Below are 20,347 nucleotides of genomic sequence, written 5' to 3'. Positions count from 1 at the left end.
CCGCGGGCGCGGCTCAGGCGTTGCGGTTTCGCATCCAGTCGGCCGTGTTCATGAAGGACGCGCGCAGGCGCTCGCGCAATGCCGGGTCCACGCCGGTTTCCGCCATGGCCTGGTCCATGCACGCCACCCACTGGTCGCGTTCGGCGATGCCGATGGAAAAGGGCATGTGCCGCATGCGCAGGCGCGGGTGGCCGAAGCGCTCGGTGTAGTGGCTGGGCCCGCCCAGCCAGCCGCAGAGGAACCAGAACAGTTTCTGCCGCGCCTGGGCCAGGTCGCTGCCATGGGCGGCGCGCAGCTGCGCATAGCCGGGCTCCAGGTCCATCAGGTCGTAGAAGCGCTCCACCAGCGCGCGCACCTTCTCCTCGCCGCCGATCCACTCGAAGGGGGTGTCATAGGGCGGTTTCTCTTGAATCTGCATGCCCGGATTGTCCCCGAGCGCGCCGGGCCGAGCGCTCCAGGGGCCGCAGCAGCCAGGCCGTGGCCTGGCGCGCGACGTCGGCCGGGACCACATGGCCGCCGTCGAACTCGCGCAGGCTCACCTCGCAGCCGGCCGCACGCAGGCGCGGGGCGATGATGCGGCTGCAGCGCGTGATGGGCAGCACCGTGTCGTGCGTTCCGTGCGAGATGAACACCGGTGGCGCGCCCGTGGGAACGGTGCGCGGCACGAAGCCGGGCGAGAGCGCGACGATCCGGCTGAACAGGTCGGCCCGCGCCAGCCCCAGACCCAGCGCGCAGGAGGCGCCGTCGGAGAAGCCGCCGATGACCACGCGCTCCGGGTCGAGCCGGAAGCGCGCGCGCACCCAGTCGAGCGCACCTTCGATGCGCTCGGTGTCCGCGCCCTGTTCGCCCAGGACCGTGTCCCAGGTGGAACTGGCCGAGGCCGGCGCCAGCACCAGCACGCCGGACTGGCTGGCCCAGGGCTCCAGCAGGTTCAAGCCCTGCTCCGGACCGGCGCCCGAACCGTGCAGCATGACCGCGATGGGCCGCGGTCCGCTGTCGCCCTCGGGCGTGGGGGGAACGTGCAGCAATGCGGGGCGCAGCTCGTCGTCGCTGCCGATGCGGTGAATTTCATGGTGTTGCATGGATGATCCGGGTCCCTCACTCGATGCCCTCATGCGGCAATCGGCGTGCCCGCCATGGCGCACAATCGGCCACCTCAGCCACGGCCATCGGACCCTTCTTCGCGCATGCGCATCCTCGGCATCGACCCCGGCCTGCAGACCACGGGCTTCGGCGTCATCGACGCAGACGGCAGCGCACTCGACTACGTGGCCAGCGGCACCATCCAGACCACGCACCTGCCGCGCGGCGACCTGCCCGGGCGGCTCAAGGCCCTGTTCGACGGCATCGCCGAAGTGCGCCGGCGCTACGAGCCCGAAACGGCGGCCGTGGAGATCGTCTTCGTCAACGCCAACCCCCAGTCCACGCTGCTGCTGGGCCAGGCGCGGGGTGCCTGCGTGACCTCGCTGGTCGCCTGTGGCCTGGCGGTGTCGGAATACACGGCGCTGCAGATGAAGCGGGCGGTGGCGGGCCACGGCCGCGCCGGCAAGCCCGAGGTGCAGCAGATGGTGATGCGGCTGCTGCGCCTGCCCGGCCTGCCCGGGCCGGATGCGGCCGACGCACTGGGGCTGGCGATCACGCACGCGCACGCAGGGCAGGCGCTGTCACGCCTGGCCGCGGCGACGCCGCTGGCGGCGCGCAACACCGGGCGTTATCGCGCCGGGCGGGGCTTGTAGTCACCCGAAGCGTTGGACGGCCAGCACCGCGAAGAAGCCGAAGGCGCCGATCAGCGTCCACTTGAGAATGACGATCCCCAGGCGCTTGTAGCGCGCGCGGCCCGTGACGGCATAGACCGCGAAACAGGCGCCCGCTGCCAGCAGCAGCAGCAGGATGACGATGCGAAACAGCGCCATCGAAGCGCCTACCAGGCGCGCGCCGGCAGGCCGAAGCCCACGGGCGCCCGGCGCTCGTCCTCGAAGCTCACCAGTTCCCAGCACGCCTGCTGCGCCAGCAGGGCGCGCAGCAGCTTGTTGTTCAGGGCATGGCCCGAGCGGAAGGCCGAGTACGCGGCCAGCAGCGGCTTGCCCACCAGGTACAGGTCGCCCATGGCGTCGAGGATCTTGTGCTTGACGAACTCGTCGTCGTAGCGCAGGCCGTCGGAGTTGAGCACGCGCCAGTCGTCCATGACCACCGCGTTGTCCAGCCCGCCCCCCAAGGCCAGGCCGTTCGCGCGCATCATCTCCACGTCCTTGGTGAAGCCGAAGGTGCGGGCGCGCGCGATGTCGCGGGTGTAGGAGTCGCGGCCCAGGTCGAACTCGTGGCGCTGGGCGGTGGAATCGACCACGCGGTGGGCGAAGTCGATCTCGAAACTGAGCTTGAAGCCGTGGTGCGGGTCCAGCCGCGCCCACTTCAGGTTCTCGCCCTCACCCTCGCGCACCTCGACGGGCGCGAGCACGCGGATGAAGCGCTTGGGCGCCCTCTGCAGCTCGATGCCGGCGCTTTGCAGCAGGAACACGAAGGAGGAGGAGGAGCCGTCGAGGATGGGGACTTCCTCGGCGGTGATGTCCACGTAGAGGTTGTCCAGCCCGAGGCCGGCGCAGGCCGACATCAGGTGTTCGACGGTATGCACCTTGGCCGAGCCGCTGGAGATGGTGGAGGCCATGCGCGTGTCGGTCACCGCCTCGGCCGTGACCGGGATGTCCACCGGCTGGGGCAGGTCCACCCGGCGGAACACGATGCCCGTGTCCGGCGGCGCCGGCCGCAGCGTCAACTCCACCCGCTGGCCGCTGTGCAGGCCCACGCCCACGGCGCGGGTCAGGGACTTGAGGGTGCGTTGCTGCAGCATAGGGCCGGGATTTTACGGGGGGCACCCTCGGGCTCGAGGTGGGCCTTGGCTAAGGCGGTGATAGGCGAAGGGCCAAGGGGCTGGCGAACGGGCCCCCATCCCAGCCTTCCCGCAGTGGGGGAAGGAGAAGGACCCCCTCCCCCTCTGGGGGAGGGTTGGGGTGGGGGCCGCGGGCGCAGACCACACCGCGAGCCCCGCGCTCAGTCGGCTTGTTTCCGCAGGAACGCGGGGATCTCGAAGTCGTCCATCCCCCCCGAGGACAGCGCGTCCACCTTCGCCGCCGCGGTGGTCCGGTTGGTGCGCCACACGCTGGGCACCGACAGGCCGCCGTACTCCTGTGCGGGAGCGACCGTGGCGGCCCGGCCTCCGGTCATCTCGCCAAGCGTCGGCATGTTGAAGGCCACGTCGTGCGTGCCCGTGCGCAGCACCTGCAGCGGCGGCGCCGTGCGGCGCTGCTGGCCCTGGCGCGACAGGCCCGTGGCCACCACCGTGACGCGCACCTGGTCGCCCAGCTCGTCGTCGTAGGCGGTGCCGTAGATCACGTGCGCGTCGGGCGAGGCGTAGGCGCGGATGGTGTTCATCGCGAGCTTGGACTCGGACAGCTTCAGGCTGCCCTTGGCCGCGGTGATCAGCACCAGCACGCCCTTGGCGCCGGAGAGGTCGATGCCTTCCAGCAGCGGGCAGGCCACGGCCTGCTCGGCGGCGATGCGCGCGCGGTCGGGGCCGGAGGCCACGGCCGTTCCCATCATGGCCTTGCCCGGCTCGCCCATGACGGTGCGCACGTCCTCGAAGTCCACGTTCACGTGGCCCGGCACGTTGATGATCTCGGCGATGCCGCCCACGGCGTTCTTCAGCACGTCGTTGGCATGCGCGAAGGCTTCGTCCTGGGTGATGTCGTCGCCCAGCACCTCGAGCAGCTTCTCGTTGAGCACCACGATCAGCGAATCGACGTTGGCCTCCAGCTCGGACAGGCCGTTGTCGGCGTTGGTCATGCGCCGGCCGCCCTCCCAGTCGAAGGGTTTGGTGACCACGCCGACGGTGAGGATGCCCATCTCCTTGGCCACGCGCGCGATCACGGGCGCGGCGCCCGTGCCGGTGCCGCCGCCCATGCCGGCGGTGATGAACAGCATGTGCGCGCCGGTGATGGCCTCGCGGATCTGTTCCACGGCGGCCTCGGCGGCCTCGCGGCCCTTCTCGGGCTTGCTGCCCGCGCCCAGGCCGCTCTGCCCGAGCTGGATGGTCTTGTGGGCGGCCGTGCGGGCCAGGGCCTGCGCGTCGGTGTTGGCGTTGATGAACTCCACGCCCTGGACCTGCCGCTCGATCATGTGTTCGACGGCGTTGCCGCCGCCGCCTCCCACCCCGATCACCTTGATCTGGGTGCCCATGTTGAACTCTTCGCTCTCGATCATTTCGATGCTCATTTGTGAACTCCTCGAAGGGGTTGCAGTTGCCTATGTCTGAAACTGTTGGAATGTCTTAGCCGGTGAACGAACGAGGGGGCGGTCCGGTGCACCGCCATCGCTCGCTTCGTCGTCGTTTTCGTGGCGGGCTGCCCCGCGCGAGCCATCGTTTGTGGGGATGCATCAGAAGTTCCCCACGATGAACTCTTTGAATCTTCCGAAGGCCGTTTTCATCGACCCGTTCTTCTGCGCGACTTTCAGGCCGCGCATGCGTGCGATGCGCGCCTCCTCCAGCTGCCCCATCACGGTGGCCGCGCGGGGCTGCGCCACCATGTCCGACAGGGCCCCGATGTACTTGGGCACGCCGCGCCGCACGGGCTTGAGGAAGATGTCTTCGCCCAGTTCGACCATGCCCGGCATGACCGCACTACCGCCGGTGAGCACGATGCCCGAGGACAGCACCTCCTCGAAGCCGGATTCGCGGATCACCTGGTGCACCAGCGAGAAGATCTCCTCGATGCGCGGCTCGATCACGCCCGCGAGCGCCTGCTTGGACAGCATGCGCGGGCCGCGGTCGCCCAGGCCCGGAACCTCGACCTGCTGGTCGGGGTCGGCCAGGAGCTGCTTGGCGTAGCCGCTCTCGACCTTGATGTCCTCGGCGTCCTTGGTCGGCGTGCGCAGCGCCATCGCGATGTCGCTGGTGATGAGGTCGCCGGCGATGGGGATGACGGCGGTGTGGCGGATCGCGCCGCCGGTGAAGATGGCCACGTCGGTGGTGCCGGCGCCGATGTCCACCACCGCGACGCCCAGCTCCTTCTCGTCCTCGCTCAGCACCGCATAGCTGGAGGCGAGCGGGTTGAGCATCAGCTGCTCCACCTCCAGGCCGCAGCGGCGCACGCACTTGACGATGTTCTCCGCCGCGCTCTGCGCACCGGTGACGATGTGCACCTTGGCCTCCAGCCGGATGCCGCTCATGCCGATCGGCTCCTTGACGTCCTGGCCGTCGATGACGAACTCCTGCGGCTCCACGAGCAGCAGGCGCTGGTCGGTGGAGATGTTGATGGCGCGGGCCGTCTCGACCACGCGGGCCACGTCGGCGGGCGTGACCTCCTTGTCCTTGACGGCCACCATGCCGCTGGAGTTGATGCCGCGGATGTGGCTGCCGGTGATGCCGGTGTAGACCCGCGTGATCTTGCAGTCGGCCATCAGCTCGGCCTCCTTGAGCGCCTGCTGGATGCTCTGCACGGTGGCGTCGATGTTGACGACCACCCCGCGCTTGAGCCCGCTGGACGGCGCGATGCCCAGCCCCGCCAGCTTGAGCTCGCCACCCGGCATGACCTCGGCCACCACCGCCATGACCTTGGCGGTGCCGATGTCCAGGCCGACAACCAGGTCCTTGTATTCCTTCGCCATCGTGTTCCTCTACTTTTTCTGCTGTGCATCCGCACCCACGGTGCTGACGCCCCTCAATCGAATCGCATACCCGTCCGCGTGCCGCAGGTCCGCGGCCACGAGCGCCTCGGGCCGGCGCCCGTAGCGCCCCGCCGCCTGCGTGATCGTGAGCACGAAGCGCTGCGCGCGCGCCTGCACTTCCTCGGTGCTGCCCCGGCCCAGTTCGACCTTGGCGCCGCTGTCCAGGACCACCTGCCAGCTGCCGCGCCCGGTCAGCGTGAGCTGCTCGATGGGCAGCTCGATGCCCTGGAACAGGGGCGCGAGCACGCGGTAGGTCGCGAGGACCGCGGCCGACTGCGAGGCCGGGCCGGACAGGCGTGGCAGCGCCTCGACGTCGATCTCGCCCACGTTGGCCTCGAACACCTCGCCGTGGGAGTTGACCAGCGTGGCGTCGCCGTCGGCGCCCCACAGGGCCACCGGCTGGTGCTCCTCCAGCACCACGCGCAGGCCGTTCGGAAACGCGCGCCGCACCACGGCCTGGCGCACCCAGGGGACGTCCACGAAAGCCTGGCGCACCTGGGCCAGGTCCACGGTGAAGAAGTTGCCCGCCAGGCGCGGCGCGACGTTGGCGCGCAGGGTCGAGGCGCTGCTGTGCGCCACGTCGCCGGCGACGGTGATGTGGCCGAGCGAGAAAAGCGGATGGCGCAGCGCCCAGGTCCCCAGGGCGGCAACGGCCATGAGCGCCACGGCCGCGAACAGCAGCATCGCGGTGGCGTTCATGAGGCGCACGTCCATGGGGACGACCGGGGCGGCGCGCGTTCTCATCGCTTCGCGGCTCCCTGCGGGTCGAGCGCGGCGCCTTCGAGCAGCTGCAGGCACAGGGCCTCGTAGCTGATGCCGGCGGCGGCGGCGGACATGGGCACGAGCGAATGCCCGGTCATGCCCGGCGAGGTGTTGAGCTCCAGCAGCCAGGGCTTGCGCGTGGCCGCGTCGATCATCACGTCGATCCGGCCCCAGCCGCGCGCACCGAGCACGCGGTAGGCCTGCAGCACCAGCGCCTGGATGGCCGCCTCCTCGCCTTCGGGCAGGCCGCAGGGCACGAGGTACTGCGTGTCGTCGGTGAAGTACTTGTTCTGGTAGTCGTAGTTGCCCTCGGGCGCGACGATGCGGATCACCGGCAGCGGCTTCGCGTCGTCGCCCGCGCCCAGCACCGGGCAGGTGACCTCGTCGCCGGCGATGAACTGCTCGCACAGCACGTCGCAGTCCAGCGCCGCGGCGCGTTCCACGGCCTCGGCCACGTCGGCGTCGCGCGTGACCTTGGTCAGGCCGAGCGAGGAGCCCTCGCGCGCCGGCTTGACGATCAGCGGCAGGCCCAGCTCACCGGGCACGGCGGCCACCTGCTCGGAGGTGTAGGCGCCCTTTCGCAGCAGCACGTAGCGCGGCGTGGGCAGGCCCTCGGCCAGCCAGACCCGCTTGGTCATGACCTTGTCGATGGCGATGGCCGAGGTCATGACGCCCGAGCCGGTGTAGGGGATGCCCAGGAGCTCCAGCGCACCCTGCACCGTGCCGTCCTCGCCGAAGCGGCCGTGCAGCGCGATGAAGGCGCGCTTGAAGCCCTTGCGCTTGAGTTCCGACAGGTCGCGTTCGGCGGGGTCGAAGGCATGCGCGTTCACGCCCTGGCCCTGCAGGGCCTTGAGCACGCCGGCGCCGGACATGAGCGAGACCTCGCGCTCGGCGCTGCGCCCGCCCATGAGGACGGCCACCTTGCCCAGGGCCTGCGCCGCGCTCATGCCGCGCTCCCCGACAAGTCCACCAGCCGGGCCGGCACGCCGCCGATGGAGCCCGCGCCCATGCACATGACCACGTCGCCGTCGCGCGCGATCTCGCGGATGGCCTGCGGCATGTCGCCGATGTCGTCCACGAAGATGGGCTCGACCTTGCCTGCCACGCGCACGGCACGGGCGAGCGAGCGCCCGTCGGCCGCGACGATGGGCGCTTCTCCGGCCGCGTACACCTCGGCCAGCAGCACCGCGTCGGCATGGCCCATCACCTTGACGAAGTCCTCGAAGCAGTCGCGCGTGCGGCTGTAGCGGTGCGGCTGGAAGGCCAGCACCAGGCGCCGGCCGGGATAGGCGCCGCGCGCGGCGGCCAGGGTGGCGGCGAGTTCGACCGGGTGGTGGCCGTAGTCCTCGATCACGGTGAAGCGGCCGCCGCCGTTGGCGGGGGACACGGGCAGCTCGCCATAGCTCTGGAAACGGCGGCCCACGCCGCGGAATTCGGCCAAGGCCTTGCAGACCGCCGCGTCCGGAACGTTCAGCTCCACGGCGACGGCGATGGCCGACAGCGCGTTGAGCACGTTGTGGTGGCCCGCGAGGTTGAGCCTCACCTGCAGGTCCGGCAGCACGACGCCATTGCGCCGCTGCACGGTGAAATGCATCTGCGGGCCCACGGCACGGATGTCCACGGCCCGCACCTGCGCGTCCTCGCTGACGCCATAGCTGGTGATGGGGCACTGCACGTCGGGGACGATCTCGCGCACCACCGGATCGTCCACGCAGAGGATGGCCGTGCCGTAGAAAGGCATGCGGTGCAGGAAGTCCAGGAAGGCGCCCTTGAGCCGGCCGAAGTCGTGGCCGTAGGTCTCCATGTGGTCCGCGTCGATGTTGGTCACCACCGACATGACCGGCATCAGGTTCAGGAAGGAGGCGTCGGACTCGTCGGCCTCCACCACGATGTACTCGCCCGCACCCAGCTTGGCATTGGCGCCCGCGCTGTTGAGGCGCCCGCCGATGACGAAGGTGGGGTCCAGGCCGCCCTCGGCCAGCACGCTGGCCACCAGGCTGGTGGTGGTGGTCTTGCCGTGCGTGCCCGCGATGGCGATGCCCTGCTTCAGGCGCATCAGCTCGGCCAGCATCATGGCGCGCGGCACCACGGGGATCTTGCGGGCCCGGGCGGCGACCACCTCGGGGTTGTCGGCCTGCACCGCCGTGGACGTGACCACCGCGTCGGCGCCCTGGATGTGCGCGGCCTCGTGGCCGATGCAGGTGCGCACGCCCAGGCCGGCCAGGCGGCGCAGCGTGGCGCTGTCGGCGAGGTCCGAGCCGGAGATCTGGTAGCCCAGGTTGAGGAGGACCTCGGCGATGCCGGACATGCCCGAGCCGCCGACGCCGACGAAATGAATGTGCTTGACGGCGTGCTTCACCGCTTGCTCTCCTGCACCAGCTGCTCGCACGCGGCGACGATCGCGGCGGTGGCGCCGGTCTTCTCCACCGCCTTGGCGGCCTGGGCTTTCTGAATGAGTTCGGCCCGGTTGACCCGCGCCAGCAGGCTGGCGAGCCATTCGGGAGTGAGTTCGCGCTGCTGCATCAGCCAGCCGCCACCGGCATCGACGATGAAGCGCGCATTGCTGGTCTGGTGGTCGTCCACCGCGTGCGGAAAGGGCACGTAGACCGCAGCCGCACCCACCGCGGCAATCTCGGTGACGGTGCTCGCGCCGGCGCGGCAGACGATGAGGTCGGCCTCGGCATAGGCCCGCGCCGTGTCCTCGATGAAAGGCGTGAGTTCGGCCTCCACCCCGGCCGACTGGTAGTGCGTGCGCAGCTCCTCGATCATGCGCACGCCGCTCTGGTGCAGCACCTGCGGCCGGTGCGAGGCGGGCAGGCGCTTGAGCGCCTGCGGCACCAGCTCGTTGAGCGCGCGGGCGCCGAGGCTGCCGCCCACCACCAGCAGGCGCAGCGGGCCGCTGCGCGCGCCGAGCCGCTCGGCCGGCGGCGGCTGGCGCAGGAAGCTCTCGCGCAGCGGGTTGCCGATGCATTCGGCCTTGGACAGCACGCCCGGAAAGGCGGTGAAGACGCGGTCGGCCACGCCCGCAAGCACCTTGTTGGCCATGCCGGCGCGCGAGTTCTGCTCGTGCAGCACCAGCGGCTTGCCCTGGAGCACGCCCATCATCCCGCCCGGGAAGCTGATGTAGCCACCCAGCCCGAGGACCACGTCGGGCTTGATGCGGCGGATCACGCGCGCGGCCTGCCAGAAGGCGCGCTGCAGCTTGAGCGGCAGCAGCACGTAGGTCTTGATGTCCTTGCCCCGCACGCCGCCGAAGGACACCGGCTCGAAGTCGAAGCCGCGCTCGGGAACGAGGCGGCTTTCCATGCTCTCGGGCGCGCCCATCCAGACGACGAGCCAACCCTTCTCACGCAGGGCCTCGGCCACGGCGAGGCCGGGGAAGATGTGGCCACCGGTGCCGCCGGCCATGATGAGGGCCGTGCTCATGGACGGCCGCCTCTCATCAGAACGCGGTTCTCGAAGTCGATCCGCAAGACGACCGCCAGCGCCACGAGGTTCATCAGGATGGCGGAGCCGCCATAGCTCATGAGCGGCAGCGTGAGGCCCTTGGTGGGCAGGGCCCCGAGGTTCACGCCCATGTTGATGAAGGCCTGGAAGCCGATCCACACGCCGATGCCCTGCGCGACCAGGCCGGCGAAGAGGCGGTCCATGGCGATGGCCTGGCGGCCGATGTGCATGATGCGTCGCGTGAGCCAGAGGAAGGCGACGATCAGGCACAAGAGGCCGATGAAGCCGAACTCCTCGCCGATGACCGCGAGCAGGAAGTCGGTGTGCGCCTCGGGCAGCCAGTGCAGCTTCTCCACGCTGCCGCCCAGTCCCACGCCGAAGATCTCGCCCCGGCCAATGGCGATGAGCGAGTGCGAGAGCTGGTAGCCCTTGCCCAGCGCGTGCTTTTCGCTCCAGGGATCCAGGTAGGCGAAGATGCGCTCGCGCCGCCAGTCCGACAAGGCGATCATCACGCCGAAGGCGACGACCAGCACGGCGGCGATGAGGAAGAACATGCGCGCGTTGACACCGCCCAGGAACAGGATGCCCATGGCGATGACCGCGATCACCAGGAAGGCGCCCATGTCCGGCTCGGCCAGCAGCAGCAGGCCCACGACGCCCACGGCCACGGCCATGGGGAGCACCGCGCGGAAGAACCGCTCCTTGACCTCCATCTTGCGGACCATGTAGTTGGCCGCGTACAGGACGACCGCGAGCTTGGCCAGCTCCGAGGGCTGGAAGTTGATGAAGCCCAGCGAGATCCAGCGCCGCGCGCCGTTGACCACGGAGCCGATGCCCGGCACCAGCACCGCGATGAGCAGCACCAGCGCGCCCACGAAGAGCCAGGGGGCGAGCCGCTCCCAGGTGGCCACGGGGATCTGGAAGGCCAGCAGCGCGGCCACGAAGCCGGTGGCGATGGCGATCAGGTGCCGCGTGAAGAAATGGAACTGGCTGTAGCGCGCGAAGCGCGGGTTGTCGGGCATGGCGATGGAGGCCGAGAACACCATCACCAGGCCGAACATCATCAGGCCCACGGCCACCCAGACCAGCGCCTGGTCGAAGACCTGCGCGCGGGCGGGCGCGGCCTGGCGGGAATAGCCGGACAGCCGCACCGGCAGCGGCCCGCCCTCGCGCGGCGTGCCGGCGACCAGGCGGCCGAAGCGGTCGGCGATGCCGGAAGTCAGGCGCGCGATCACGGCTGCACCTCCAGCACCACGCCGGCGTCGTCGGCGACCTGCTGCACGGCGGCGCGGAAGACGCGGGCGCGGTGCCCGTAGTTGTCGAACATGTCCAGGCTGGCGCAGGCGGGCGACATGAGCACCGCGTCGCCGGGCTGCGCGCGCTGCGTGGCGATGCGCACGGCGTCCTCCAGCGTGTCGGCGCTGGCCAGCTCGACGCCGCAGGCGCCGAGCGCCTCGCGCAGCCGCGGCGCATCGCGCCCGATCAGGACCGCCGCGCGGGCATGCCGCGACAGCGGCTCGGCCAGCGGCGAGAAGTCCTGCCCCTTGCCGTCGCCGCCCAGGATCACGACCAGCCGGCGCTCGGCGCCCAGGCCCTGCAGCGCGGCCACCGTGGCGCCCACGTTGGTGCCCTTGCTGTCGTCGAAGTACTCGACGCCCTCCACGATGCCCACGGGCTCCACGCGGTGCGGCTCGCCCCGGTACTCGCGCAGGCCATACAGCATGGGCGCGAGCGGACAGCCCCAGGCCGTGGCCAGCGCCAGGGCCGAGAGCGCGTTGACGGCGTTGTGCCGGCCCCGGATGCGCAGCGCGTCGGCGGGCATGAGTCGCTGCAGGTGCAGTTCCTCGGCCTCGTCCTTGCGGCGCTTGTGCGTTTCGTCGGACTCCAGGGCGCGCACCAGCCAGGCCATGCCGTTGACGTTCTCGATGCCGAAGTCGCCGGGGCGCTGCGGCAGGTCGCCGCCGAAGGTGATGCAGGGGCGCTGCTCCATGCGGCCGCCCTTGAGGCGCACCGGCGCCGGCCGCATGGCCATGACGACCGGGTCTTCGCGATTGAGCACCATCATGGCGCCCTGGCCGAAGATGCGCGCCTTCGCCGCGGCGTACGCGGCCAGGTCGCCATGCCAGTCCAGGTGGTCCTGCGAGATGTTCAGCACCGCGGCGGCGCTGGGCTCGAAGCCCTCCACGCCCTCGAGCTGGAAGCTCGAGAGCTCCAGCACCCAGGTCTGGGGGAGCGCCTGCGCATCACGCTTGGCGGCCAGCGTGTCCAGCAGCGACGGGCCGATGTTGCCGGCCACCGCCACCGTCCGGCCACAGCGCTCGACGAGCTGCCCCGTGAGCGACGTGACCGTGGTCTTGCCGTTGGTGCCCGTGATGGCGATGAGGGCGGGCGCGTAGCCCTGCTCGGCCTTGAGCGTGGCCAAAGCCTCCATGAAGAGGTCCAGCTCGCCGCCGATGCGCAGGCCCCGGGCGCGGGCTGCCTCCTGCACCGGGGCCACCTGTGCGGGCGACAGGCCGGGGCTGCGGAAGACCGCTGCCGTGTCCCCCGCCAGGAGCGCCGCGTCGAGCGGGCCGGCGATGAAGCGCGCCTCGGGCACGGCCTCGCGCAGGACCACCAGCTGCGGCGGCGCCTCCCGGGTGTCGGCCACGGTCACGCGCGCGCCCTCGCGAGCGCACCAGCGCGCCATGGCCAGGCCCGAGGCGCCGAGGCCGAGGATGAGGACGTGCTGATCGTGGAGGGCCATGGCGCTCACCGCAGCTTCAGGGTGGACAGGCCCACCAGGCACAACAGCATGGTGATGATCCAGAAACGCACGACCACCTGCGTCTCCTTCCAGCCGCTCTTCTCGAAGTGGTGGTGCAGCGGCGCCATCTTGAGGATTCGCCGCCCCTCGCCGAAGCGCTTCTTGGTGTACTTGAAGTACATCACCTGCACCATGACCGACAGCGCCTCCACCACGAAGACGCCGCCCATGATCGCCAGCACGATCTCCTGGCGCACGATGATGGCGATGGTCCCGAGCGCGCCGCCGAGCGCGAGTGCGCCCACGTCGCCCATGAAGACCTGCGCCGGGTAGGTGTTGAACCAGAGGAAGGCCAGGCCGGCGCCGGCCATGGCGGCGCAGAAGATGAGGAGTTCGCCCGCGCCGGGGATGTAGGGGAACAGCAGGTAGCGCGAATACACCGCACTGCCCGTGACGTAGGCGAACACGCCCAGGGCCGAGCCGACCATCACCACCGGCATGATGGCCAGGCCGTCCAGGCCGTCGGTGAGGTTGACGGCGTTGCTCGCGCCCACGATCACCAGGTAGGTGAGGATCACGAAACCGAACACGCCCAGCGGATAGCTCACTTCCTTGAAGAAGGGCACCAGCAGGCCGGCCTTGGGCGGCAGGTCGACGTCGAAGCCCGAGACGACCCAGTTGAAGAACAGCTCCACGACGCGCAGGTTGGAGCTTTCCGAGATGCTGAAGACCAGGTAGACCGCGGCGATGAGGCCGATGACGGATTGCCAGAAATACTTCTCGCGCGAGCGCATGCCCTCGGGGTCCTTTCGCACGACCTTGCGCCAGTCGTCGGCCCAGCCGATCATCCCGAAGCCCAGGGTGACGATCAGCACGATCCACACGAAGCGGTTGGCCAGGTCGAACCACAGCAGGGTGGAGATGGCGATGGAGATCAGGATCAGGACGCCGCCCATGGTGGGCGTGCCGCTCTTGACCAGGTGCGTCTGCATCGCGTAGTCGCGCACCGGCTGGCCGATCTTGAGTTCGGTCAGGCGGCGGATCACCCAGGGCCCGGCGCCGATGCCGATCAGCAGGGCCGTCATGGCGGCCATCACGGCGCGGAAGGTGATGTACTGGAACACCCGCAGGAATCCGAATTCCGGCGAGAGCGACTGCAGCCAGATGGACAGGCTCAGGAGCATGCGGGTCCTCCCGGCGACGGCGCTGCCTCGGCCAGCGCCTGCACCACCCGCTCCATCTTCATGAAGCGCGAGCCCTTGACCAGCACGCTGCCCAGCGTGGGCAGCAGCGCCTGCGCCTCGGCGAGCAGATCCTCGATGCGCTCGAAGTGCCGCCCGCGCATGCCGCGCGCCTGTTCGCCCAGCGTGAACAGGTGCGGGATGCCACGCGCCCGCGCGTAGTCGCCGACCTCGGCATGGAACTGCGGCCCCTGCTCGCCCACCTCGCCCATGTCGCCCAGCACCAGCAGCTGCGGCGCGGGCAGTTCGGCCAGCACGTCGATGGCCGCGCGGACGGAGTCGGGGTTGGCGTTGTAGCTGTCGTCCACCAGCGTGATCGAGCGCTCGCCGAGCGTGAGCGCCAGCGCCCGCGAACGGCCCTTGACCGGCTCGAAGGCTTCCAGCCCCTGGGCGATGGCCTCCAGCGGAGCGCCCGCGGCCAGCGCGCAGGCGGTGGCCGCCAGGGCATTGACCACGTTGTGGCGGCCGGCGATATGGAGTCGGAACTGCAGCGGCCCCCGGGGCGTCTGCGCCCGGACCTTCCAGTGTCCCTGTTGCCATTCAGACCCGGCCAGAACGATGTCCGCGGCGGGCGCCTGCGCCGCGCCGCTGAACGTGATGCATGCGCGGGTGCCGGCCATCTGCCGCCACAGCGCGCTGAATTCGTCGCCGGCCGGGAAGACGGCGCTTCCGCCTTCCGCCAGCGAAGCGAACACCGACCCGTTCTCGCGCGCGACCGCCTCCACGCTGGCCATGAACTCCTGGTGCTCGCGCTGGGCGTTGTTCACCAGGGCCACGGTGGGCCGGGCGATGCGGGAGAGATAGTCGATCTCGCCCGGATGGTTCATGCCCAGCTCCAGCACCGCCACCCGGTGCGCGTCGCGCAGGCGCAGCAGCGTGAGCGGCAGGCCGATGTCGTTGTTGAAGTTGCCCTGCGTGGCCAGGGCGGCGTCGCCCTGCCAGGCGCGCAGGATGGCCGCGACCATCTGCGTGACGGTGGTCTTGCCGTTGCTGCCGGTGACGGCGATGAGCGGCAGCGAGAAGCGCGCACGCCAGGCGGCGGCGAGCTGGCCGAGTGCCAGGCGCGTGTCGTCCACCTCCACCCCGCTCATGCCGGCGGGGATGCGGCCGCGGTGGGCCAGCACGGCGGCCGCGCCCTGGGCACGCGCCTGCGCCAGCAGGTCGTTGGCGTCGAAGCGCTCGCCGCGCAGGGCCACGAAGAGGTCGCCGGCCTGCAGCGTGCGCGTGTCGGTGTGCACGCGGGCGACCGGCGTGGAGCCCTCGCCCACCAGCGTGGATGCGGGCAGCCAGTCGAGGGCTTGCTGCAGCGTGAACATCATGCGGCGGCCCTCCGCGCCAGCGCGGCGCGGGCGTGTTCGCGGTCGTCGAAGGGCAGGCGCGTGCCGGCCACTTCCTGGAAGGTTTCGTGGCCCTTGCCGGCCAGCAGGATGAGGTCGCGAGCGTCGGCGGCCGCCACGGCGCCGGCGATGGCGCGGGCGCGGTCGGCATCGACCTCGACCGCCTCGCGATGGGACAGGCCCAGAAGGATCTGGCTGATGATGTTCTCCGGTTTCTCGCTGCGCGGGTTGTCGCTGGTGACGACCACGCGGTCGGCGTGCTTCTCGGCGATGGCGGCCATGAGCGGGCGCTTGGTCGCGTCGCGGTCGCCGCCGCAGCCGAACACGCACCAGAGGCGCCCGCCGCGCGCGGCGGCCAGGGGGCGCAGCGCGGCCAGCGCCTGGTCCAGCGCGTCGGGCGTGTGCGCGTAGTCCACCGCGACCAGCGGTCCGCCCGCCGCCCGCAGCACCTCCATGCGGCCCGGCACGGGCAGCAGCGCCGCGCAGGCACGCACGGCCTCGGGCAGCGCAACGCCCAGCGCGCGCATCGCGCCGATCACGCCCAGCAGGTTGCTGATGTTGTAGTCGCCGATGAGGCGGGTGGCGAGCGGCACGCGCTGGCCGTCCTCCACCACCTCGAAGGCCAGGCCCTCGTGGCCGTGCTCGATGGACTCGGCCCGCAGGCGCGCCGCGGTCCGGCAGGAGACGGTCCACAGGTCCAGGCGCGCGGCCGCGAGCGAGTCGGCCAGTGCCGCGCCGCGCTCGTCGTCGATGTTGAGGACCGCGGCCTGCAGGCCGGGCCAGCGAAAGAGTTCGGCCTTGGCGGCCCAGTAGGCCTCCATGTCGCCGTGGTAGTCCAGGTGGTCGCGGCTGAAGTTGGTGAACACCGCGACGCGGATGCGCGTGCCGGCCAGGCGCTGCTCGACGATGCCGATGGACGAGGCCTCGATGGCGCAGGCGGACAGGCCCTGGTCGGCGAAGCGGCGGAACCAGGACTGCAGCAGCACCGCGTCGGGTGTGGTCAGGCCCAGGCCCTGGACCTCGGGCGGCCGGCCCACGCCCAGGGTGCCGACCACGCCGCAGCCGGCGTCGGGCCGGGCGGCGCTCAAGGCCTGCGCCAGCCACCAGGCGGTGGTGGTCTTGCCGTTGGTGCCGGTCACGGCCACGACGTCGAGCCGCGCGCTGGGCTCGCCGAGGAAGGCGGCGGCGATGGGGCCGCTGGCCGCCTTGAGGCCCGGGTAGGCGGCCACCGGCGCGCCGCCGAAGTCGAACGCTTCGACGCCTTCGGCCTCCACCAGGCAGGCGGCCGCGCCCTGGGCCAGGGCCGCGGCCACGTGGCGGCGGGCGTCGGTGCTTGCGCCGGGCCAGGCGATGAAGCCGTCGCCGGCCTGCACGCGGCGGCTGTCGGTGTGCAGCTGCCCGCATTCGCGGGCAGCGAGCCACAAGGCGGCGTCCTGGGGCTGGTCGAAGCGCAGCATCAGAACGATTCCTCCACCGCCACGACGACCTGCGGCTTGACGCTCATGTCGGGCTGCACGCCCATCATGCGCAGGGTCTGCTGCACGGTGGCGCTGAACACGGGCCCGGCGACGGCACCGCCGTAATAGGTGCCGCCGCTGGGCTCGTCGATCATCACGGCGACCACGATGCGGGGCTTGTCCACGGGCGCGATGCCGACGAAGAAGCCGCGGTACTTGCCCGCGGCGTAGCCCTTGCCTTCCTGCTTGCGCGCGGTGCCGGTCTTGCCGCCCACCGAGTAGCCCACGGTCTGCGCCTGCGGCGCGGTGCCGCCGGGGCCGGCGGCCATGTGCAGCATCTGCCGCACGGCCTGGGCATGGCGGGCCTCGAACACGCGCACGCCGGCGGCGGGCTGTTCGGTCTTGAGCAGCGTCACCGGCACCAGCTCGCCGTCGCGCGCGAAGACGCTGTAGGCGCGGGCCAGCTGGAACAGGCTGGTGGACAGGCCGTAGCCGTAGCTCATGGTGGCCTGCTCGATGGGCCGCCAGGTCTTGTAGGCACGCAGCCGCCCGCTGACGGCGCCGGGGAAAGGCACCTGGGGACGCTGGCCGAAGCCGACTTCGGAGTACAGCTCCCACATGTCGCGGGGATGCATCTGCATCGCCATCTTGACGGTGCCGACGTTGCTGGACTTCTGGATCACCTCGGCGACGCTCAGCACGCCGTGCGGGTGCGCGTCGTTGATGGTGGAGCCGCCGATGGTCAGGCGGCCGGGGGCCGTCTGGATGGGGGTTTCGGGCCGCACCAGCCCGCGCTGGAGCGCGAGCGCGGCGATGAAGGGCTTCATCGTCGAGCCGGGCTCGAAGGTGTCGGTGAGCACGCGGTTGCGAAGCTGGGCGCCGGTGAGGTTGACGCGCCGGTCGGGCGAGTAGCTGGGGTAGTTGGCCAGCGCCAGCACCTCGCCGCTTTGGGCGTCGAGCACCACCACGCTGCCGGCCTTGGCCTTGTGCTGGACCACCGCGTCGCGCAGCTTCTGGTAGGCGAAGAACTGGACCTTGCTGTCGATGGACAGCTGCAGGTCGCGGCCGTCCACCGGCGGCACCTGCTCGCGCACGTCCTCGATGATGCGGCCGAGCCGGTCCTTGATGACGCGGCGCGAGCCGGCGCGTCCGGCCAGCTCCTTGTCGAAGGCCAGCTCGATGCCTTCCTGGCCCTGGTCCTCCACGTTGGTGAAGCCGACCACGTGCGCGACCGCTTCGCCCTCGGGGTACTGGCGCTTGTATTCCTTGCGCTCGTAGATGCCCTTGAGCCCCAGCGCCGCGATCTGCTTGGCCACCGCTTCGTCCACCTGGCGGCGCAGCCAGACGAAGCTTCTTTCCTCGTTGGCGAGCTTCTTGCGCAGGTCGGCCAACGGCATGTCCAGCAGCTTCGCGAGCCTGGCCAGCTGCGCGTCGTCGGCGTCCACGTCTTCCGGGATGGCCCAGATGCTGGGGGACGGCACGCTGGTGGCCAGCAACAGGCCGTGGCGGTCCAGGATGCGGCCGCGGTTGGCGGGCAGCTCCAGGGTGCGGGCGAAGCGGACCTCGCCCTGGCGCTGGAAGAAGGCATTGCCGAAGACCTGCACCCAGGCGGCGCGGCCGGCCAGCACGGCGAAGGCCAGTGCCATGCCGCCGACGATGAGCTTGCTCCGCCAGACCGGCGTCTTGCTCGCCAGCAGCGGGCTGGAGGTGTAGAGGACGCTGCGGGTCATTTCCTGGCGACCTCCGGCGCGGAGGCAGCGCCCTGCGTGACGTACTGCGTGATCGCCGGCGAGGGCGGGCGCATCTGCAGCTGCTCCTTGGCCAGGCGCTCGACGCGCAGCGGCGTGGCCTGGCCGCGCTTGTCGGCCATGAGCCGCTCGCGCTCGGTGTCCAGCCGCCGCGCCTCGGACTGCGCGCGTTCGATCTCGGTGTAGAGGCGCCGCGAGTCGTACTGCACGCGCACGAGATAGAGCGCGCTGGCCAGCACGGCCAGCAGCAGGACGATGTTCAGGCGCATCATGCCGAGGTCCTCTCGGCCACGCGCATGATCGCGCTGCGCGCGCGCGGGTTGGCGGCGACCTCGGCCGCCGAGGGCTTGACGCGGGCCAGGGCACGCAGCTTCAGGGGCACGCCCGGTGCGAAGGGCGCGCGGCGGTCCACCACCTCGCGCGAATGGCGCGCGATGAACTGCTTGACGATCCGGTCCTCCAGCGAGTGGAAGCTGATCACCACGAGCCGGCCCTGGGGTTCCAGGAGGTCCAAGGCAGCCTCTAGCGCCTGCTCGAGCTCTTCAAGCTCGGCGTTGATGAAAATCCGAAGAGCCTGAAATGTGCGCGTTGCAGGGTCCTGGCCCGGCTCGCGGGTTTTGACCGCACCAGCCACGAGCTGGGCCAGCTCGGCGGTGGTTGCAAGAGGGCCCCGTTCCTGTCGGCGAGCCACAATCGCCTTTGCAATCGGAACAGCAAACCGTTCTTCGCCATAGTCACGAATCACCTGCGCAATCTGGCCGAGCTCGGCCCGTGACAGCCACTGGGCCACGCTCTCGCCGCGCGTGGTATCCATGCGCATGTCGAGCGGGCCCTCGTGGCGGAAGGAAAAGCCCCGGGCGGGGTTGTCGATCTGCGGCGAGCTGATGCCCAGGTCCATCAGCAGCCCAGTGGCGCTGCGGGGCGCCAGCTCCACCAGGTGGGCGAAGCCCTGGTGGCGGATGGAAAAGCGCGGGTCCTGCAGGCGCGCGGCCTGCGCCACCGCCTCCGGGTCCTTGTCGAAGGCCGTCACGCGCCCCTGCGGACCGAGGCGCGAGAGCAGCAGGCGCGTGTGCCCGCCGCGGCCGAAGGTCGCATCGACGTAGTGTCCGTCCGGCCTGGTGACGAGCGCTTCGATCGCTTCGTTCAACAGGACGGTGGTGTGATTCCATTCGGTGTCCACCGCCTGCGCCGTCAGAAAGAAAAGTCCTTGAATGCATCGGGCATCTCACCGGCCATGGCTTCGGCCTCCTTGGCGTCGTATGTCGCCTTGTCCCAGAGCTCGAAGTGATTGCCCATGCCCAGCAGCATCGTCTCGCGTTCGATGCCGGCTGCCGCACGCAACTCCGGTGAGATCAGCACGCGGCCGGCGCCGTCGATGTCGACGTCCATGGCGTTGCCCAGGAAGATTCTCTTCCACCACTGCGCCTGCATGGGAAGGGCCGCGATGCGTTCACGGAATTTTTCCCATTCGGGTCGTGGAAAGACCATCAGGCAGCCATGCGGATGGCGCGTGATGGTGAGCTGGTTGCCCGCGGTGGCGCTCAGCACGTCGCGATGCCGGGTCGGCACGGAAAGCCGACCCTTGGCATCGAGAGTGAGTGAGGACGCGCCCTGGAACACCGCTTTGCTTTCCCGAGGTGGAGACGGTGCAGCCCTGGGATTTCAGGACACTTTTTCCCACCAAACTGCACTTAATCCCACTGTAGCAGGAAAACTCAACGGCGCAAGACGTGCTCGCGTGGAAAAAGTCAATGGAATCAAGCACTTAGAACGCAAATTTGGCGTAGCGAAACGCAAATTCGCGTTCTAAATGAAGAACTTACAGGTTGCTGTGAAAGTAGCGTCTGAGGTGCCCGCGAGCTGCCTGCGGCGGCGCGGACGTGCCGACAGCCCA

20 protein-coding genes are annotated in these 20,347 nt (G+C 70.4%); 1 reads left to right on the top strand and 19 read right to left on the bottom strand.

Annotated elements, in window-relative coordinates:
• Nucleotides 1-13 precede the first annotated feature (13 nt).
• Nucleotides 14-418: a group II truncated hemoglobin gene (locus tag EZ242_RS11395; protein ID WP_135285283.1), complete on the bottom strand. Its 405-nt coding sequence runs from the start codon at nucleotides 416-418 to the stop codon at nucleotides 14-16.
• A complete protein-coding gene (locus EZ242_RS11390) occupies nucleotides 390-1,082 on the bottom strand; it encodes an alpha/beta hydrolase (RefSeq protein ID WP_167784721.1) in 693 nt (230 codons plus the stop codon). The genes EZ242_RS11395 and EZ242_RS11390 overlap by 29 nt, the downstream gene beginning before the upstream one ends.
• A 105-nt stretch (nucleotides 1,083-1,187) precedes the next feature.
• On the opposite strand from EZ242_RS11390, the gene ruvC reads away from it, so the two are divergent.
• Nucleotides 1,188-1,736: a crossover junction endodeoxyribonuclease RuvC gene (gene ruvC, locus EZ242_RS11385; RefSeq protein WP_135285281.1), complete on the top strand. Its 549-nt coding sequence runs from the start codon at nucleotides 1,188-1,190 to the stop codon at nucleotides 1,734-1,736.
• Here the strand turns inward: ruvC and EZ242_RS22000 are convergent, their stop codons facing one another.
• The 17 genes from EZ242_RS22000 to mraZ all read right to left on the bottom strand — a co-directional run bounded on the left by EZ242_RS22000 (nucleotide 1,737) and on the right by mraZ (nucleotide 20,073).
• Nucleotides 1,737-1,913, bottom strand: coding sequence for a hypothetical protein (locus tag EZ242_RS22000; RefSeq protein ID WP_167784720.1), 177 nt, complete (start codon nucleotides 1,911-1,913; stop codon nucleotides 1,737-1,739).
• A gap of 8 nt (nucleotides 1,914-1,921) precedes the next feature.
• The gene (gene lpxC / locus EZ242_RS11380; RefSeq protein WP_135285280.1) at nucleotides 1,922-2,845 is read right to left on the bottom strand and encodes a UDP-3-O-acyl-N-acetylglucosamine deacetylase; all 924 of its coding nucleotides are present in this window, start codon (nucleotides 2,843-2,845) and stop codon (nucleotides 1,922-1,924) included.
• A gap of 200 nt (nucleotides 2,846-3,045) precedes the next feature.
• Nucleotides 3,046-4,266, bottom strand: coding sequence for a cell division protein FtsZ (ftsZ, locus tag EZ242_RS11375; RefSeq protein ID WP_135285279.1), 1,221 nt, complete (start codon nucleotides 4,264-4,266; stop codon nucleotides 3,046-3,048).
• Nucleotides 4,267-4,428: 162 nt separating this feature from the next.
• Nucleotides 4,429-5,658: a cell division protein FtsA gene (ftsA, locus tag EZ242_RS11370; RefSeq protein ID WP_135285278.1), complete on the bottom strand. Its 1,230-nt coding sequence runs from the start codon at nucleotides 5,656-5,658 to the stop codon at nucleotides 4,429-4,431.
• Between the two features lie 9 nt (nucleotides 5,659-5,667).
• Nucleotides 5,668-6,462: a cell division protein FtsQ/DivIB gene (locus EZ242_RS11365; protein ID WP_135285277.1), complete on the bottom strand. Its 795-nt coding sequence runs from the start codon at nucleotides 6,460-6,462 to the stop codon at nucleotides 5,668-5,670.
• Entirely contained in the window at nucleotides 6,459-7,427 is a 969-nt protein-coding gene (locus EZ242_RS11360) for a D-alanine--D-alanine ligase (RefSeq protein ID WP_135285276.1), read from the bottom strand. Before EZ242_RS11360 ends, EZ242_RS11365 begins: the two co-directional genes overlap by 4 nt.
• A complete protein-coding gene (gene murC, locus EZ242_RS11355; RefSeq protein WP_135285275.1) occupies nucleotides 7,424-8,839 on the bottom strand; it encodes a UDP-N-acetylmuramate--L-alanine ligase in 1,416 nt (471 codons plus the stop codon). The genes EZ242_RS11360 and murC overlap by 4 nt, the downstream gene beginning before the upstream one ends.
• Nucleotides 8,836-9,906 (bottom strand): undecaprenyldiphospho-muramoylpentapeptide beta-N-acetylglucosaminyltransferase, encoded by a 1,071-nt coding sequence (gene murG / locus EZ242_RS11350; protein ID WP_135285274.1) that lies wholly within the window; start codon nucleotides 9,904-9,906, stop codon nucleotides 8,836-8,838. The genes murC and murG overlap by 4 nt, the downstream gene beginning before the upstream one ends.
• Nucleotides 9,903-11,138 (bottom strand): putative lipid II flippase FtsW, encoded by a 1,236-nt coding sequence (gene ftsW / locus EZ242_RS11345; protein WP_240787071.1) that lies wholly within the window; start codon nucleotides 11,136-11,138, stop codon nucleotides 9,903-9,905. Before ftsW ends, murG begins: the two co-directional genes overlap by 4 nt.
• A gap of 20 nt (nucleotides 11,139-11,158) precedes the next feature.
• Nucleotides 11,159-12,670, bottom strand: a complete 1,512-nt coding sequence (gene murD / locus EZ242_RS11340; protein ID WP_135285272.1) for a UDP-N-acetylmuramoyl-L-alanine--D-glutamate ligase — start codon at nucleotides 12,668-12,670, stop codon at nucleotides 11,159-11,161.
• Nucleotides 12,671-12,675: 5 nt separating this feature from the next.
• Nucleotides 12,676-13,854: a phospho-N-acetylmuramoyl-pentapeptide-transferase gene (gene mraY / locus EZ242_RS11335; protein ID WP_135285271.1), complete on the bottom strand. Its 1,179-nt coding sequence runs from the start codon at nucleotides 13,852-13,854 to the stop codon at nucleotides 12,676-12,678.
• Nucleotides 13,845-15,227, bottom strand: a complete 1,383-nt coding sequence (locus EZ242_RS11330) for a UDP-N-acetylmuramoyl-tripeptide--D-alanyl-D-alanine ligase (RefSeq protein ID WP_420821249.1) — start codon at nucleotides 15,225-15,227, stop codon at nucleotides 13,845-13,847. The genes mraY and EZ242_RS11330 overlap by 10 nt, the downstream gene beginning before the upstream one ends.
• Nucleotides 15,227-16,705 carry a UDP-N-acetylmuramoyl-L-alanyl-D-glutamate--2,6-diaminopimelate ligase gene (locus EZ242_RS11325; protein ID WP_135285269.1) on the bottom strand — a complete coding sequence of 493 codons (1,479 nt, stop codon included), beginning with the start codon at nucleotides 16,703-16,705 and terminating at the stop codon, nucleotides 15,227-15,229. Before EZ242_RS11325 ends, EZ242_RS11330 begins: the two co-directional genes overlap by 1 nt.
• Nucleotides 16,705-18,435 (bottom strand): peptidoglycan D,D-transpeptidase FtsI family protein, encoded by a 1,731-nt coding sequence (locus tag EZ242_RS11320; RefSeq protein WP_135285268.1) that lies wholly within the window; start codon nucleotides 18,433-18,435, stop codon nucleotides 16,705-16,707. The genes EZ242_RS11325 and EZ242_RS11320 overlap by 1 nt, the downstream gene beginning before the upstream one ends.
• Entirely contained in the window at nucleotides 18,432-18,725 is a 294-nt protein-coding gene (gene ftsL / locus EZ242_RS11315) for a cell division protein FtsL (protein WP_135285267.1), read from the bottom strand. The genes EZ242_RS11320 and ftsL overlap by 4 nt, the downstream gene beginning before the upstream one ends.
• Nucleotides 18,722-19,633, bottom strand: coding sequence for a 16S rRNA (cytosine(1402)-N(4))-methyltransferase RsmH (gene rsmH / locus EZ242_RS11310; protein ID WP_135285266.1), 912 nt, complete (start codon nucleotides 19,631-19,633; stop codon nucleotides 18,722-18,724). The genes ftsL and rsmH overlap by 4 nt, the downstream gene beginning before the upstream one ends.
• An 11-nt stretch (nucleotides 19,634-19,644) precedes the next feature.
• The gene (mraZ, locus tag EZ242_RS11305) at nucleotides 19,645-20,073 is read right to left on the bottom strand and encodes a division/cell wall cluster transcriptional repressor MraZ (RefSeq protein WP_135285265.1); all 429 of its coding nucleotides are present in this window, start codon (nucleotides 20,071-20,073) and stop codon (nucleotides 19,645-19,647) included.
• Nucleotides 20,074-20,347 lie beyond the last annotated feature (274 nt).

Source organism: Ramlibacter rhizophilus, from assembly GCF_004681965.1.
Taxonomy (GTDB): Bacteria; Pseudomonadota; Gammaproteobacteria; order Burkholderiales; family Burkholderiaceae_C; genus Ramlibacter; species Ramlibacter rhizophilus.
The sequence above is the reverse complement of the archived record's forward strand: the minus strand, read 5'-3'. Positions and strand labels throughout refer to the sequence as shown.

Bases quoted from the DNA above. Each gene is read 5' to 3' on its own strand.
- EZ242_RS11395 (WP_135285283.1), bottom strand. From the start codon at position 418: ATGCAGATTCAAGAGAAACCGCCCTATGACACCCCCTTCGAGTGGATC.
- EZ242_RS11390 (WP_167784721.1), bottom strand. From the start codon at position 1,082: ATGCAACACCATGAAATTCACCGCATCGGCAGCGACGACGAGCTGCGC.
- ruvC (WP_135285281.1), top strand. From the start codon at position 1,188: ATGCGCATCCTCGGCATCGACCCCGGCCTGCAGACCACGGGCTTCGGC.
- EZ242_RS22000 (WP_167784720.1), bottom strand. From the start codon at position 1,913: ATGGCGCTGTTTCGCATCGTCATCCTGCTGCTGCTGCTGGCAGCGGGC.
- lpxC (WP_135285280.1), bottom strand. From the start codon at position 2,845: ATGCTGCAGCAACGCACCCTCAAGTCCCTGACCCGCGCCGTGGGCGTG.
- ftsZ (WP_135285279.1), bottom strand. From the start codon at position 4,266: ATGAGCATCGAAATGATCGAGAGCGAAGAGTTCAACATGGGCACCCAG.
- ftsA (WP_135285278.1), bottom strand. From the start codon at position 5,658: ATGGCGAAGGAATACAAGGACCTGGTTGTCGGCCTGGACATCGGCACC.
- EZ242_RS11365 (WP_135285277.1), bottom strand. From the start codon at position 6,462: ATGAGAACGCGCGCCGCCCCGGTCGTCCCCATGGACGTGCGCCTCATG.
- EZ242_RS11360 (WP_135285276.1), bottom strand. From the start codon at position 7,427: ATGAGCGCGGCGCAGGCCCTGGGCAAGGTGGCCGTCCTCATGGGCGGG.
- murG (WP_135285274.1), bottom strand. From the start codon at position 9,906: ATGAGCACGGCCCTCATCATGGCCGGCGGCACCGGTGGCCACATCTTC.
- murD (WP_135285272.1), bottom strand. From the start codon at position 12,670: ATGGCCCTCCACGATCAGCACGTCCTCATCCTCGGCCTCGGCGCCTCG.
- mraY (WP_135285271.1), bottom strand. From the start codon at position 13,854: ATGCTCCTGAGCCTGTCCATCTGGCTGCAGTCGCTCTCGCCGGAATTC.
- EZ242_RS11330 (WP_420821249.1), bottom strand. From the start codon at position 15,227: ATGTTCACGCTGCAGCAAGCCCTCGACTGGCTGCCCGCATCCACGCTG.
- EZ242_RS11325 (WP_135285269.1), bottom strand. From the start codon at position 16,705: ATGCTGCGCTTCGACCAGCCCCAGGACGCCGCCTTGTGGCTCGCTGCC.
- EZ242_RS11320 (WP_135285268.1), bottom strand. From the start codon at position 18,435: ATGACCCGCAGCGTCCTCTACACCTCCAGCCCGCTGCTGGCGAGCAAG.
- ftsL (WP_135285267.1), bottom strand. From the start codon at position 18,725: ATGATGCGCCTGAACATCGTCCTGCTGCTGGCCGTGCTGGCCAGCGCG.